This window comes from Roseivirga seohaensis subsp. aquiponti (genome assembly GCF_001267955.1).
Classification (GTDB): Bacteria; Bacteroidota; Bacteroidia; order Cytophagales; family Cyclobacteriaceae; genus Roseivirga; species Roseivirga seohaensis.
This window is the reverse complement of the sequence record NZ_JSVA01000014.1, coordinates 64,814-79,133: the sequence shown is the minus strand read 5'-3', so window position 1 is coordinate 79,133 and position 14,320 is coordinate 64,814. Positions and strand designations below refer to the sequence as shown.

Genomic DNA, 14,320 nt, shown 5'->3' with positions numbered 1-14,320 from the left:
AGTTTCGATTTATAGATTTTGAATATCTGTCAATTTAAGGTATAATATACTGTAAATCAATTGAATATCAAAACTATAAATAACTGTATGTTGTTTAAGGCCGTCATATGTTCTGAGTCGATAATCTTGTTTTTTGACCTTAGTAGCACAAAAAAAGGAGCTTATCGTCAGATAAGCTCCTTTTAAATACTGAGTCAAAACTCAATTATCTTTTATCGATTGGCGCGTAAGCTCTTTCGTTATAACCAGTATATACTTGTCTTGGTCTTCCGATTGGCTCTTTGTTTTCACGCATTTCTTTCCACTGTGCAATCCAACCAGGAAGTCTACCCATGGCAAACATTACGGTAAACATATCGGTAGGAATACCCAAGGCACGATAAATAATACCTGAATAGAAATCCACATTCGGATAAAGCTTTCTCTCCACAAAGTAAGAGTCGTTCAAAGCTTCTTCTTCTAGACCTTTGGCAATTTCTAAAATAGGATCGTTTACGCCTAATTTGGCCAAAACATCATCAGCTGCTTTTTTAATAATTCTGGCCCTTGGGTCGAAGTTCTTGTACACTCTGTGACCGAAGCCCATTAAACGGAATGGATCGTTTTTGTCTTTGGCTTTTGCCATCCACTTTTTGGTATCACCGCCATCTTTTTTGATGTTCTCAAGCATTTCGATTACCGCTTGGTTAGCACCACCATGTAACGGTCCCCAAAGGGCATTGATTCCACCTGAAATTGAAGCGTATAAGCTTGCGTGCGATGAACCTACCATTCTTACTGTTGAAGTAGAACAGTTTTGCTCATGGTCGGCATGTAAGATCAATAATTTATCTAATGCATTGGCTACAACCGGATCAACCTCATAAGCTTCGGCTGGGGTAGCGAACATCATTTTAAGGAAGTTGCTACAATAGTCTAGGCTATTGTCTGGGTAGTTAACTGGATGACCAATTTGGTTTTTGAAAGACCACGCTGCAAATGTTGGCATTTTAGCAAGCAAACGAATAATGCTCATATCTACTTCTGGAGCGGCTCTGTTAGGGTCTAACGAAGCAGGGTAGAAGGCTGTTTGAGCACAAACTAAAGAAGAAAGTACACCCATTGGATGCGCAGTTGAAGGAAATCCTTCAAGAATCTTCTTGATATCTTCGTGTACCAATGTATGATTGGTGATGGTCTTAGTAAACTCTTGGTATTGAGCAGGAGTAGGAAGTTCTCCGTAAATTAAAAGGTATGAAACTTCAAGGAAGGTAGACTTTTCGGCTAGCTCTTCAATTGAATAACCTCTATAACGTAAGATTCCTTTCTCACCATCCAAGAAGGTGATGGCACTTTGGGTTGAACCTGTGTTTTTAAATCCTGGGTCGATAGTGATTACGCCACTGTCTCCTCTAAGAGAAGAAATATCGATGGCTTTTTCATTTTCGGTGCCCTCAATTAATGGTAGTTCTAATGTTTTACCGTCAACTTTAATCTCAGCAGTACTTGACATTCTATAAAGTGGTTTACTAGTTTGGGGTGCTTTATTAGGCGAGCGAATTTAATGTATAAAACACTTAAATGAAACTCTTGTTCACGACTTTGGGAATTTTTAATTACTTCCGCCTAAAATAAGTGGTAAGCCGTCCTTTCCTTGGCCTATAACCACTACTTTCGTGTTGGGTGATTCGGCTAATTTCAAGGTTGCTTCAATACCTCGCATCTTTAATAGGCTTGGTGTTAAGCTATTGTTAATAATTTTATTCGCGGCCGATTCACCTTCTGCGGCTATTCTTTTTCTTTCCGCTTCACTCTTTTCTTTGTCTAAACGAAACTGATAAGCCAAAGCTTCTTGTTCTTGTTGTAATTTGCTTTCAATGGCTTGCTTAATTTTATCAGGTAAATTGATTGAACGAATCAAAAGCGCTCTCATTTCTATATTATTCGACTCACTGCCCAATACTTCGGCTGTTTCTGTTCTAATTGCAGCTTCTACTTCTGGTCTTTTAGTAGAATAGATTTCTTCTGCTGTGTACCTACCCATTACCTGACGAACAGTAGACCTTACTTCTGGGGTAACCAAAGTTGACACATAGCTTTTTCTAAAGCTTTCATAAATATACCCCACACGGTCAAACTTTGGGTAAAAACGAACGGATACATCCACTTTAATGCTCAAACCGTTTTTATCGAGTACATCCATCGTTTCCTCTACTTGGGTTTCTGCTACATCGAAAACGATTAGTTCGTTCCAAGGTGCTTTTACATGGAAACCTTGTGTAATAACATTGTCTTTATCTAAACCTCCTGAGAATTTTTTGAAGAGAACAGCCCTTTCATTGGCCTGAATAGTGTAAAAAACGCTGCTTGATATTGCAAATAGAATGATCACCGCAATAACGGTAATGACTATTGCGGGTAAATACTTTCTGTTGTCCATAATAATAGTTGTTTATGTTTAAGAGCCAATCTGTTTTAAGTTGGCTTCAATTATGTCTAGAATCTGTTGGGCTACTTTTAAGGCTTTGTACCCATCTTCTATAGTTACTATAGGTTCAGTATTATTGGTAATGGCCTGATTAAAAGTGAAGAGCTCTTCGCGAATAGCGTTGGTTGGATGAATTTTAGGGTTCTCAAAAATGATTTCTTTTTTGCTTTTGCCTTCACCCAAATCCAAAATCATAGAAAAGGGTCCTTCTTCTCCTGTAGCCTCTTGCATTCTTACGATCTCAGATTTCTTTTCAAGGAAATCTACCGATACATAAGCGTCTTTTTGGAAGAAACGTGATTTGCGCATGTTTTTTACCGCTATACGACTAGTAGTAAGGTTCGCTACGCAACCGTTTTCAAACTCTAAGCGCACATTAGCAATGTCTGGTGTGTCGCTTACCACCGCAACACCACTGGCCGAGATATGTTTTACTGGAGAGCCCACGGCATGAAGAATCACATCAATATCGTGAATCATTAAATCGAGTACCACAGGAACGTCTAAACCTCTTGGGTTGAATTGGGCCAAGCGGTGGGTTTCAATAAACATAGGTTGCTTAAGATAGTGTTGAGCGGCTACGTATGCTGGATTGAACCTTTCCACATGACCGACCTGAATTTTAAGACCTTTTGCTCTAGAAAGCGAAATAAGCTCCTCGGCTTCGGCAATCGTATTGGTGACTGGCTTTTCAATAAAAACGTGCTTGCCAGCATTTAGGGCTTGTTTGGCACAATCGAAGTGTGATAGCGTAGGGGTTACGATATCTATTACATCAACTACCTCAAGTAATTCAGCTATAGTAGAATATCCTTTGATGCCATGTTCTAACGCAACAGCCTTTGCGTTTTCTTCTGATGCATCATAGAAACCTACGAGTTCGTATTCAGGAATGTCTTTGATGCATTTAATATGAATTTTACCAAGGTGGCCAGCACCCAGAACGCCAATTTTAAGCATGAATATGGTTTTTTTGAACTGGGGCAAAAGTAGCCATAAAAACATCAGGCTCTAAGGAATGAAGCTGTTTTTGGATGGCTTGTACCGAATCTGTCTGTAGCACTTATGGCCAGCCGACCCGATAAGTTCTTTTAATACTTTTTTAAAACGATGAATGCTCTAGTGTTGGGGCTGTAATATTGGAATAACTATTATTCCTTTAGAACATAATATCAATTACTCCCCAGGCAATCGCTAATGCAATGGCCAATTTTAAGGATGGCATAAAGCCTTTGGTGTCAAAGTCTTTTCTGGATTGATCTATGATTTCAATAATAATGGCGTTGGCAATGGTTCTGGTGATTATTCCCAAGCCAACAATCCACAAAATACCAAGCGTAGCCACGTTCAAGAATAAAGTGATGAGCCAGCCAATTAAGAAGCTTACTATCATAATCGATATAGAAGTGAGCACTGCCGATTTAAAGTTCTTGATATATACTCCATCTATGACTTTGCTAGCGAGCATTAAGACAATCGGAGTGATGATGAGTTGTAAGATGAGTTCCATGTAACTTCCTTCTACAAACGATACTCCATATTAATAAAGCGTGCAATTAGCATGCTTGTTACTCATTCTGTTGGAAAATATGGGCACACTGCTACATTTCGATGTGTATGATTCACCACATTTTAAATACTTGTGTAATTACTGGTAGAACATAAGGTAACAGCGAATTTATGGCTAAGCGTGTTAAAATGGTGTTTTGGGCAATAAAAGTAGATGTTGAGCTTGATAAAACTGATATGAGTTTAGGCTAGGAATAGTTTTGGTATTGAATGGCTGAAACAGAGTAACCGAAGGTGTTCTATAAATTATTGCTGACTCAAAAATAACCTATCAAATGACCAAAGTTAACGCTATACATAACAGCATTCTTGAAACTATAGGCGATACTCCAATCGTCAAACTAAATAGACTGTTCAACTCTCACAAAAATGTATTTGCCAAGATGGAAGGGCACAATCCTGGTGGAAGCATTAAAGACCGCACGGCAATACAATTACTTGAACATGCCTTTTGTACTGGAGAATTAAAAGAAGGGGACCATGTCATAGAATCGAGCTCTGGTAATATGGCCATTGGGCTAGCGCAGGCTTGTTTGTATTATGGTTTATCGCTTACCGTAGTTGTTGATACAATGGCGAATAAGCATACGCTTAAAATTCTGAAAGCTTACGGAGCTAATATTGATATGGTAAAAGAACCTGCTCCATTGGGGGGCTTTCTTACTGCAAGGTTAAATCGAGTTCAGGCTTTGGTTGATAAAACTCACAATAGCTTTTGGCCAAACCAATATGGTAATCCGCAAAATCCATTGGCCCACAAGCAAACTATGAAAGAGATTTTAGATGCTCTTGATGGAAAACTTGATTATATGTTTGCTGCAACTAGTACTTGTGGTACGCTAATGGGCTGTGCCAACTATATTTTAGATAATAATTTAGATACGAAAATAATTGCTGTTGATGCCGTAGGAAGTGTAATATTTGGAGATACTCCGCAAGAGCGGAAAATACCTGGGCATGGCGCTGGCCGACCTTCTACATTTTTATGTAAGTCGATTGTAGATGACGTAATACATGTAAGCGATGCCGATTGTGTTGATGGTTGTCGAAACTTATTGAATAAAGAAGCCATCTTATGTGGCGGTTCTTCGGGAGCCGTGGTAAGTGCTGTTGGACGCTACTTAACCCAAATTCCAACCGAAGCCAATTGCGCTATGATTCTTTGCGATCGAGGTGAACGTTATCTGGATACCATTTACAATGATGAATGGGTTAATGATAATATTTTCAATCCACAAATGATTGCTGTTTAAGTTGTATAGAATGGAAAATCATAAATCAGTCGATGCTCAATCAATTAATCCTGAAACACCATATCGAGTAGCAATAATAGGCGCTGGGCCAAAAGGTTTGTATGGTTTAGAAAGGCTTTTGGCCAACCTTTCAGAAGTTACCCTTGACGAGGAGGTTGAGATTCATATGTTTAATAGATGCTCATTTTTTGGTGCAGGAGATATCTACAGGCATGACCAGCCTGAATATCTATTGATGAACTATGTCAATGGATTTATTAATGCATGGCCAAATCAAGCTCCAAAACCCATTGTTGATCATCCATTAAGTTTTGTTGAATGGCTGAAGAAACAAGGGAGGAACGTGTCTGGAAATGAATTTTCATCAAGGTCAAGAGTAGGAGAATACCTTTGTTCTGCTTTTGAAGAATTAAAGAAAAATTTACCCAGAAATGTGCGCTTGCTCCAGCATACACAGGAAGTATGTGATATTGAAAAGAAAGGTGGGGCGTTTTGGATAAAAACAGAAAACGAAGCGTATGTTGATATTCAACATATATTATTGGCTACAGGTCATTCAACACCACAAAAAGAAGCTTTCAGTGATCAAAATACTTTTGTAGAGTTCGTTTATCCGGTACAAGAAAAACTTTCTCATGTTACTCCTAATAGCAAGGTAGCCATCAAAGGAATTGGCTTAACCTTTATTGATACTGTATTGGCACTCACTGAAGGCAGGGGCGGTAGATTTAATCAAACAGAAGCAGGTTTTAAATATGTGAAATCTGGAAATGAACCTTTTGTACTTTATCCCTTTTCGAAGTCTGGACTACCCATGATGCCACGTAGCGGAACCTTCGGATTGCCCAGTCAGCCTTTGTATTACTTCACTCCAGAAAATTTGTGTGCTAACAAAGGCGATAAAGATAAATATGATTTCGAAAAGGACATTCTGCCCCTGATAAAAGCAGAGATAAAATATGCTTACTACAGAATGTTGTTCCAGCAGTACAATCAATACTTACACCCTTTTAAAGATATTCAGAAAATTGAAAGTGAGATTGATGCTTTTCATGAAAGGCATCCTATTGAAAAACCATTTAGCTTCAATACCTTATTTAATCCATTGAACGATTGGAAAGCTGATCGACATGAGCAAATCCTCAACTATGTTCGACTGTCGATAAAAGAAGGTGAAAAAGGTGAGGAGGGAAGTCCGTTAGCGCATGCAGCTGGAACTTGGCGAAGAATCAGTAACGATTTCAATGAACTTTATTCATTTGGTGGTTTATCTCCTAAATCGCACCGTGTTTTTCTGAGCGATTTTATGGGGCAATTTAATAGAGTTGCCTACGGTCCACCCATCGAAAACATGAAGAAAATAATGGCTTTGGCTGAGGCGGGGCTGATTGATTTTAGCTTTGCTCATCAGCCTAATGTTAATGCGTATAACAGTTTTTATGTGCTCACATTAGAAGATGGTTCAGAACTGAAGGTTGATTATTTGATTGACGCAAGAATACCCAAAACCGATATGGTGTCAAACCCGCCTAAATTATATCAGAAGTTAATTGATAATGATCTAGCTACAATTTACAATAACGGAAGTGACGGTTGCGATTCTTTTAGTCCCGGATGTATACACATTTCGCGTGAAGGTCATCCAATTAATGCTTTAGGAGAAGAAATCAAGCAGATTACTTTAACAGGCACACCAACCGAGGGAATCACATTCGATAACGATACTCTTTCCCGAAATCGAAACGACTTTGTATCTCTTTGGGGTGCACAAGTCGCAAACGATATTCAAGTATTTACCCAATCAAAAATCTTAGAGCAATCATAATATGAAAGCCAAAAACCAACTTCCACCTTTAACACCTCTTACTTCACCATGGATGCACAAAGTGATGCAATCACCCACAACTATTTATCAGTTGATGGAAGAGTATGGCTCTCCATTAAATATTCATCATATAGCTCCCTTTTTCAATAATTATACCGAATACAAAACGGTTTTTGAATCCTATGATTTGAAACATTTGGTTCTTTTTGCCCGAAAGGCAAATAAATGCCAAGGCTTTGTAGAGGCTACAAAATCCTCAGGTATGGGGGTAGATACTGCAAGTTATCAAGAGTTAAAACAATGTATTGAACTTGGAATACAACCAGAAAAGCTAGTGGTAACTGCGGCCATCAAAAGCAGAAAATTGATTGAGCTCGCGGTTAAGAATAGCATAGTCATTATTCTCGATAATAACGATGAATGTGAACTGGTGCAGTCGGTAGCAGAACAACTAAATATGGATGCAAAAGTGGGAGTCCGAGTAAGCGGATTTTCCTTTAAAGGAAGTAAACTATACAGTCGGTTTGGCTTTGATATAGAGGGAGTTGCCGACTTAGTATTGAATCACTTTGGTAAAGCTAAGTCCCTTAATCGACTTGTTTATTGCGGAATTCACTTTCACCTTAATGGCTATTCAATTGATCAAAGAGGTGAGGCTTTGCATCAATCTTTAGATTTAGCGCTTCGCTTAGGTTTAAGTGGCTATAAAACTCATTTTATTGACATGGGGGGAGGGCTATTAATAAACTACCTAAAGAAAAAAAGTCAATGGACGCATTTTATTCAAACACTCCAGTTGGCTGTTCAGGGTAAACACCGCGAAATCACCTTTCAGAATCAAGGGCTAGGCTTTAGTATGATTGAAGAAAAATTACAAGGTGAGTTAAACACTTACCCTTACTTTAATGACAAAACAAAGGCAGTTTTCTTAAACGGAATTCTATCGTATTCAAACAGGGCGGGGCAAAGTTGTGCCGATCGGATTAAAGCGCAAGGAATAGAAATAAGAATGGAGCCAGGTAGGTCGCTTTTGGATCAAACAGGAATGACAATTGCCAAAGTCATTTTTAGAAAAAAGGACACCCTAGGTAACTGGTTGGTAGGTTTAGAAATGAACATGACTCAAATGCATAGCTCAAGCGCAGACTTTCTACTTGACCCATTCATTCTCAACCAAAATCAAAAAGATAACGAAGAAAATACAGAGGTCTTTTTTACAGGAGCTTATTGTTTAGAGCGTGACATTTTGCTCAAACGCAAAATAGCTTTAAACCAACTGCCAGCAATAGGAGACTTAGTAGTATTTGTAAATACTGCGGGTTACATGATGCACTTTTTTGAAACGGAAGCGCATCTTTTCGACCTAGCTAAAAATTTGTTTTTCAAACCGAACAACGAAACGGTAAAGTTTTCTGATTTTAAAATAGACTAGCTCAAAAGGGGTGAAAAATATATTGAATCGAACCAAATGATATGATTCGATAGTGTTGGGTCGGATAGTTTTTAGTTTGAAATTAAATTTTGGGATATGGAAATATTTAAAAATCCTTCGTGGTTATATAGTAGCTCATCATCCATATTAATTACGGTTCTATCTACTGTAGGAATATATTTAGCTGTTCTGATTATTACTAGACTGAATGGGCTTAGGACTTTCGCTAAAATGTCTAGTTTCGATTTTGCTATTACAATAGCCATTGGTAGTGTTATCGCTTCAACATTAATTTCACAGCAGAACAGCTTGGTTAAAGGTATAGTGGCACTCACAGTACTAGTTGTGCTGCAAGCCGCTGTTGCCAAGTTAAGAAAGAAGAGCAATGTATTTGAAAATGCAGTTACCAATACACCTGTATTGCTCATGTCAGGTTCAGAGATTTTATGGCATAATTTAAAAGCGAATAGAGTTACCGAAGCAGACCTCTATGCTAAACTGAGAGAAGCAAATGTATACGACATGCGTCAAGTGTTGGCTGTGGTGCTAGAAACAACAGGCGATATTTCAGTATTACATTCTGAAGATCAAGATATGCAACTAGATAACGATTTATTAAAGAATGTTAGACGATGAACTTTGCGAGTTATGTCCAGAATAAAAAGCCAGAAGCTAATTATGGATTAGTAAAATTAGCGAGGGTTAGAAGTTCTTGTTCCTAGGCTGTCAAGTCAATTGCCTGACTCGAAATTAAGCCCTTACAATAAGTAAAAAGCTCTAAATCGAGCTTTTTACTTATTGTTTTTAGGGTCTTGCTGATACTTCTTTTTATTATAAGGTTCAACATATCCTTCTTTTGGTCTTACATCCTTATCTGTATCATCTCCCTTCGGAGTTCGATTTGGATCTTCTGATACGTGCTTATTTCCATAGGGTATTCCCGAGTTATCTTTCTTGTTTTTATCACTCATAATTCTATTTGTTTGATTTATAACATTAACAACTCAGATATTTTATTGTTTATGAATAGTTCTTTTCAAACCCTGGTTATTTGTGTTCTGAAAGTAAAATCGGAGTGAGGACTTATGGGGTAAAAATGTATTTTATGTTGGGAAAGATAGGATTATCGGAACAAGAAAAATAAAGGGTTTGTCACCCACTTAAAAAAAATAGCCCCATACGTGATGTATGAGGCTATTAGTGGGCCCACCTGGGCTCGAACCAGGGACTTTCTGATTATGAGTCAGATACTCTAACCAGCTGAGTTATAGGCCCAATATCTTATTTAAAGCGGCTGGTTTTCTGATGAACCCGTTCTAAAAATCGAACAAGATACATTGTGCTTTAAACCCTTTGATTTTGGGAGTGCAATGTTACATATTTGCGATTAATTAAACAACAAAACATGGCGCCAGATTTAAGTAATATAGATTCAATTATTTTCGACCTAGGTGGGGTAATCATTAACTTGGATGAAGCAGCAACCATAAAAGCTTTTGCTGAAATTTCTGGGCGTACTGAAAATGAAGTACTTGAGTTGTCGAAAACAGCAGAATTCTTTAAACTGTATGAAACGGGCCAGATTGACGACCCTACTTTTAGGGCGCATTTAAGAGAATCTTTAAATGTGTTTTCTGACGATAATATTCTAGATGGTGCTTGGAATGCTATGCTAGGTCAAATTCCTGTTCATCGACTGAAAAAATTGGAGGTGCTTTCTCAAAAATATAAGCTTTTTGTAATGAGCAATACCAACGATATTCATATCAGGTTTTTCCTCAAACTTATCGACTTAATTTCTCCGCATAAACAATTTCATGAATACTTTACTCAAGTTTATTTTTCGCAGGAAGTAGGGGAGCGTAAGCCTAATTTTGGTGCTTGGCAGCCTATTCTCAACGACCATCAATTGGACGCTTCACGTACTTTATTTATAGATGATAAACTGGAGAACATTCAAGCAGCTATGAATATGGGTATGAATGGTTTCCATAATATTACTCCAGATGATTGGGTGAATATTATTGAGTAGCTTTTGTCGAAATAAATTCTCGTTACAACCGAGAATTCGTAAGGAGCCCTACAAGTTACCGTCACTCTGAGGTTGACGTTTGAAAAACGAAACCGTGAAAGTCCGTCTGTTCTGAGAGGATGCTTATAGCATATCTTAGCTTTTAAGCTTGAGCAAATGATATGACTTGATTAACTAACATTGCTTTCAATCATCCCCGTAGGAATCTTTTTAGGAATTACAGAGGTTGAACCCTCGATAAACGAGGATTACTTGGGGTTACATGTTGAATAAACGGTAATTTTAGCTTTGTATTAATCTTGATCGGCTCTAAAAGCCTCAATACCACCAATAAGGTTTCTTACGTTGTTGAAGCCTCTAGAAATAAGGTATTTCTGAGCTCTACCAGCTCTAGCCCCAGACTTGCAGTGAATAATAAGCTCGGCATCTTTTAGGTCTTCAATCTCAGGAACTCTATGCGGGATATCCCCAAGTGGAATTAATTTGGCGCCTAGGTTATCTTCGTCATATTCCCACTCTTCTCTTACATCAATGAAGTGCTTAACTTCACCATTCAGCATTCTTTCCTTCAATTCTTCTACAGTAATATCAGCCATGGTTAGTGGTTTAGAATCAACCTTTTTGTTATAGTTTTGCCTTCTTTTTTAACGTGTAGCAAATATATGCCTTTTTGATTTTTTCCGAAAAGAACTTTTAGACCAGTTTCCGTTTCTTCTACCGAAAACTGTGCTTCCTTTCCCCAGCTATCGAAAAGCCGGATATGCTCAACTTGGCCTTTAATGTTAAACTCACCTTCACTAGGGTTTGGGTATACCTCTAAGCGAACCTCTGGGGCTACTTTACCGGGTACAAAAGTTGAGGCAACGGATTTGTCAAACCTAGGACGCATAAGGAAGCTGCCTTTTACATTTTCGTTTTTTCTCCAAGTGCCATCAACATTGTAGTACATTTTGTCTCCTGAATCTTGATTTTTATCAAGCCCCACAGCTAGAAATTCATTTGTAGCTTGCTGAAAACCAATGAAAAAAGTGTCTTGAACAAAAATGGGTGTGTCCAATTCGTAGGTAGTCATAGCGCCAATACTAGAAGGACGTAAAACACTGTAAGAATCTTGAAACAGTATTTCTTCCGACCTGCCTTCTGCTTCAATATTCGTCCAAACAAACAGCTCAATTGGCTCACCAGCTTGCTGGGTGAATGGGAAATTGATATCGATATGAGTAAGCAAAGCCCTTTCTTCGGCATAAAACTGATAAGCTAGTTTACCTCCATTTTGATTAATTCCAGCAGCGAAATCTGCATCGTTATCATCATAGGCAAAGAAGTCGTCAATTTTGGTCACTACCCTTACCGTATCATTTACCCTATAATCTAGGTTAGTATTGAAAGTCGTGTCATTTGTAGATGAAATATTTTCGATATAGAAGTTATCTCCAGATTTAATATAATAAGTAGTTTCTAGCCAAAGAGAATCAGCGTCAACATCAATATTAGCAACAGAAAGAGGAGGAGAAGTGAACGTTCTTCGAGCATAAGGCCCTGGTGGAGGGTTGGCTACACTTTCATTGTTTAATACCTCCAATTGGTTTCCTGTGCCAAGGTCTTTTACAGTTGTAGTGAATTGAATGGGTTGAAAGAAGTCGTTGAGATTGTAGAATTCCGTATTGGTCTCGGATAAGTATTTTGTTGGGTTAGCAAAGAACTGCTCGGTAGGCATTGCAGAATATGGGGCAATCAAAAACGATGGTTTTCTTGTGAGTGCTCGGTCTACATGAGCCACATCGCCTTCATATCTACTATCGTTCAGGTAAATATAATCTACCAACCAAGTATCGTATGCCCCTGCTAAACGAGTAAATGATTTGAAACGAAATTGGAAGCCATCATAGAAAAACTCGGCATCAACTTTTAAAACTACTTGGTTAAATTCTTCTGATTGATTGTCAATACCTCCAATCTGCCGCCATGCGCTTTGCCAGCTGCCATTGGGCTTTCTGAATTGAAGCACCAGTGAGTCTTGCCTATCAGGTAATTCTCCGTTTCCTGTGGCCTGCCAAAAGAAACTGATATAAACCGAATCGGCTTGATTTACGGGTAAAGTACTTAAGTCAATGGGCTGAGAGACCAGACTGTCTGTTGCGCCATTTAGCAAACTGGTCGCGTTGTATGGTCTTCCTGTGGCATCAACACCATCGAATATGGCAACATTTAAAGTAGGTGCAGATTTACCAATTGAACTGCTTATTCGAACATTCTCTCCTGACTTCCATAAGGCCGGGTTAGGAGAAATATTCGCTTGTGAAAAATCGTCCCAAAAAGGAAGAGTTAAACTGGCTTGGGCTTGGTTAAGTCCTGCCGCTGCTGAAACAAGGCTATTGCTGCTTTTTGGTTTAGCATTAATAGGTAGAGGTAGCTCGGTAATCTGAGCCATGGTTTGAATGGCAAAAAAAATGAACGATATGAGCAGTAGTTTCTTCACTAACTATTATTGCATTTTAACGTCTCCCTCTGGTGAATCTTCTGGCTCTTCACCATTAGTTTCCTTGCTGTTCACCCATATTTCGACCAAACTTCCTGACCTGATCATGCTTCCGGCCGGAGGCAATTGTTTATAAATAGTGTTTTCAGCCACGCTGTCTACCTGAATAAAGTTGATTACATCGAGTTTAAGTTTTGATGCATTAATCTGAAACTTTACGTCTTCTAAAGTTTTTCCAATAAAGTTGGGAGCAAGAAAACGCTGCACGCCTTCGCCATCGCCAATTACTAAATCAATAGAAGAGCCTTTGAAAATAGAGGTTCCTGCTTCTATAGGTTCTCCATCAAGTGTTTGTGCCAATACTGCGTTATTTGCAAGGTTCGGTTCGTAGGTTAATGAACCTAGTTTTAAACCGTTGGTATTTAAAATGTCTTCAGCGTTTTGAACATCGGTATTAATAAGGTTTGGCATTTTTACTTTTGGCGGAACCTTAGCGTTCAGTGCAATATATATTTTGCGGTTCATTTTTACTTTTGAACCAGGCTTTGGGTTTTGGCTAAGTATAGAAAGCGGTGCGGCCGATTCTGAATAACCTGAGTCTTCAACAATTTCATACCTCAAGTCTCTTTTGATTACAAACTCGTCTAAATCTTCATAGGTCAAGCCAATCAGTTCAGGCACAGTAATAGTTTCGTTGTGATTGGTAGAAGAAGGAAGATAGATATAGAAAAAGAACAGCACGAAAACGATTCCGATACCGGCCATAATCAATACATTCTTCAAAAATCTGCTAAACGTAAAAGATTTGTCACTCATAAGGTTTGATATTGGGTGAAGTAGGTTAAAAATGCAATGGTTCCTAGGTTACTTCGTCCGCAAAGATAATCAATTAAGAAAACGGTCAAATGTTTAATAATAGCATGAATACAACAAGTTATTTTTTATTGGGCTTTACCATTTGCCAAAAATTAAAAAAGGCATAATGCTTTTACACTATGCCCATTTATTAGGTGTTGGTTGAGAAAACTATACCGTTGCTGCATTTATAGCAACTACGCCCCTTATTTCTGGGATATCTCTTTTTATTGCTTCTTCAATTCCAGCTTTCATCGTCATGTGCGACATTGGGCAACTTTCGCAAGCCCCAAGTAATTCAAGCTTTACAATCATGTCGTCTGTGATCTCAAGCACTTTCACATCACCTCCATCAGCCAAAAGAAATGGCCTGATCTTCTCTAAAGCTGCTTCAACTCTTTGTTTCAT

14 protein-coding genes and 1 tRNA gene are annotated in these 14,320 nt (G+C 38.4%); 5 read left to right on the top strand and 10 right to left on the bottom strand.

Annotation, left to right across the window (positions count from 1 at the left end; translation table 11 throughout):
• Positions 1-205 precede the first annotated feature (205 nt).
• From OB69_RS12845 to OB69_RS12830, 4 genes are all read right to left on the bottom strand, one after another.
• Entirely contained in the window at positions 206-1,492 is a 1,287-nt protein-coding gene (locus tag OB69_RS12845; protein ID WP_053224145.1) for a citrate synthase, read from the bottom strand.
• Positions 1,493-1,591: 99 nt separating this feature from the next.
• Positions 1,592-2,419 carry a prohibitin family protein gene (locus tag OB69_RS12840; protein ID WP_053224144.1) on the bottom strand — a complete coding sequence of 276 codons (828 nt, stop codon included), beginning with the start codon at positions 2,417-2,419 and terminating at the stop codon, positions 1,592-1,594.
• Between the two features lie 18 nt (positions 2,420-2,437).
• A complete protein-coding gene (locus OB69_RS12835; protein ID WP_053224143.1) occupies positions 2,438-3,427 on the bottom strand; it encodes a Gfo/Idh/MocA family protein in 990 nt (329 codons plus the stop codon).
• 199 nt (positions 3,428-3,626) lie between these two features.
• Complete coding sequence (locus tag OB69_RS12830) at positions 3,627-3,977, bottom strand: phage holin family protein (RefSeq protein WP_053224142.1); 351 nt, start codon at positions 3,975-3,977, stop codon at positions 3,627-3,629.
• Between the two features lie 334 nt (positions 3,978-4,311).
• On the opposite strand from OB69_RS12830, the gene sbnA reads away from it, so the two are divergent.
• From sbnA to OB69_RS12810, 4 genes are all read left to right on the top strand, one after another.
• Complete coding sequence (sbnA, locus tag OB69_RS12825) at positions 4,312-5,289, top strand: 2,3-diaminopropionate biosynthesis protein SbnA (RefSeq protein ID WP_053224141.1); 978 nt, start codon at positions 4,312-4,314, stop codon at positions 5,287-5,289.
• A gap of 10 nt (positions 5,290-5,299) precedes the next feature.
• On the top strand, positions 5,300-7,114 hold the full coding sequence (locus OB69_RS12820; RefSeq protein ID WP_053224140.1) for an FAD/NAD(P)-binding protein: 1,815 nt from the start codon (positions 5,300-5,302) through the stop codon (positions 7,112-7,114).
• A gap of 1 nt (position 7,115) precedes the next feature.
• The gene (locus OB69_RS12815) at positions 7,116-8,546 is read left to right on the top strand and encodes a type III PLP-dependent enzyme domain-containing protein (protein WP_053224139.1); all 1,431 of its coding nucleotides are present in this window, start codon (positions 7,116-7,118) and stop codon (positions 8,544-8,546) included.
• Between the two features lie 96 nt (positions 8,547-8,642).
• Positions 8,643-9,182, top strand: coding sequence for a DUF421 domain-containing protein (locus tag OB69_RS12810; RefSeq protein ID WP_053224138.1), 540 nt, complete (start codon positions 8,643-8,645; stop codon positions 9,180-9,182).
• 155 nt (positions 9,183-9,337) lie between these two features.
• Here OB69_RS12810 and OB69_RS12805 read toward each other — a convergent pair whose 3' ends face one another.
• On the bottom strand, positions 9,338-9,517 hold the full coding sequence (locus tag OB69_RS12805) for a hypothetical protein (RefSeq protein WP_053224137.1): 180 nt from the start codon (positions 9,515-9,517) through the stop codon (positions 9,338-9,340).
• 230 nt (positions 9,518-9,747) lie between these two features.
• A tRNA-Ile gene (locus tag OB69_RS12800) sits at positions 9,748-9,821 on the bottom strand.
• A gap of 130 nt (positions 9,822-9,951) precedes the next feature.
• Between OB69_RS12800 and OB69_RS12795 the strand changes: the two genes are divergently transcribed.
• Positions 9,952-10,578 carry an HAD family hydrolase gene (locus tag OB69_RS12795; RefSeq protein WP_053224136.1) on the top strand — a complete coding sequence of 209 codons (627 nt, stop codon included), beginning with the start codon at positions 9,952-9,954 and terminating at the stop codon, positions 10,576-10,578.
• Positions 10,579-10,871: 293 nt separating this feature from the next.
• On the opposite strand, the gene OB69_RS12790 is transcribed toward OB69_RS12795, so the two are convergent.
• The 4 genes from OB69_RS12790 to OB69_RS12775 all read right to left on the bottom strand — a co-directional run bounded on the left by OB69_RS12790 (position 10,872) and on the right by OB69_RS12775 (position 14,320).
• Positions 10,872-11,174, bottom strand: coding sequence for a rhodanese-like domain-containing protein (locus OB69_RS12790; RefSeq protein WP_053224135.1), 303 nt, complete (start codon positions 11,172-11,174; stop codon positions 10,872-10,874).
• 2 nt (positions 11,175-11,176) lie between these two features.
• On the bottom strand, positions 11,177-13,009 hold the full coding sequence (locus OB69_RS12785; protein ID WP_053224134.1) for a T9SS type A sorting domain-containing protein: 1,833 nt from the start codon (positions 13,007-13,009) through the stop codon (positions 11,177-11,179).
• A gap of 54 nt (positions 13,010-13,063) precedes the next feature.
• Entirely contained in the window at positions 13,064-13,873 is an 810-nt protein-coding gene (locus tag OB69_RS12780; RefSeq protein WP_053224133.1) for a PASTA domain-containing protein, read from the bottom strand.
• Between the two features lie 210 nt (positions 13,874-14,083).
• Positions 14,084-14,320, bottom strand: coding sequence for a NifU family protein (locus tag OB69_RS12775; protein ID WP_053224132.1), 237 nt, complete (start codon positions 14,318-14,320; stop codon positions 14,084-14,086).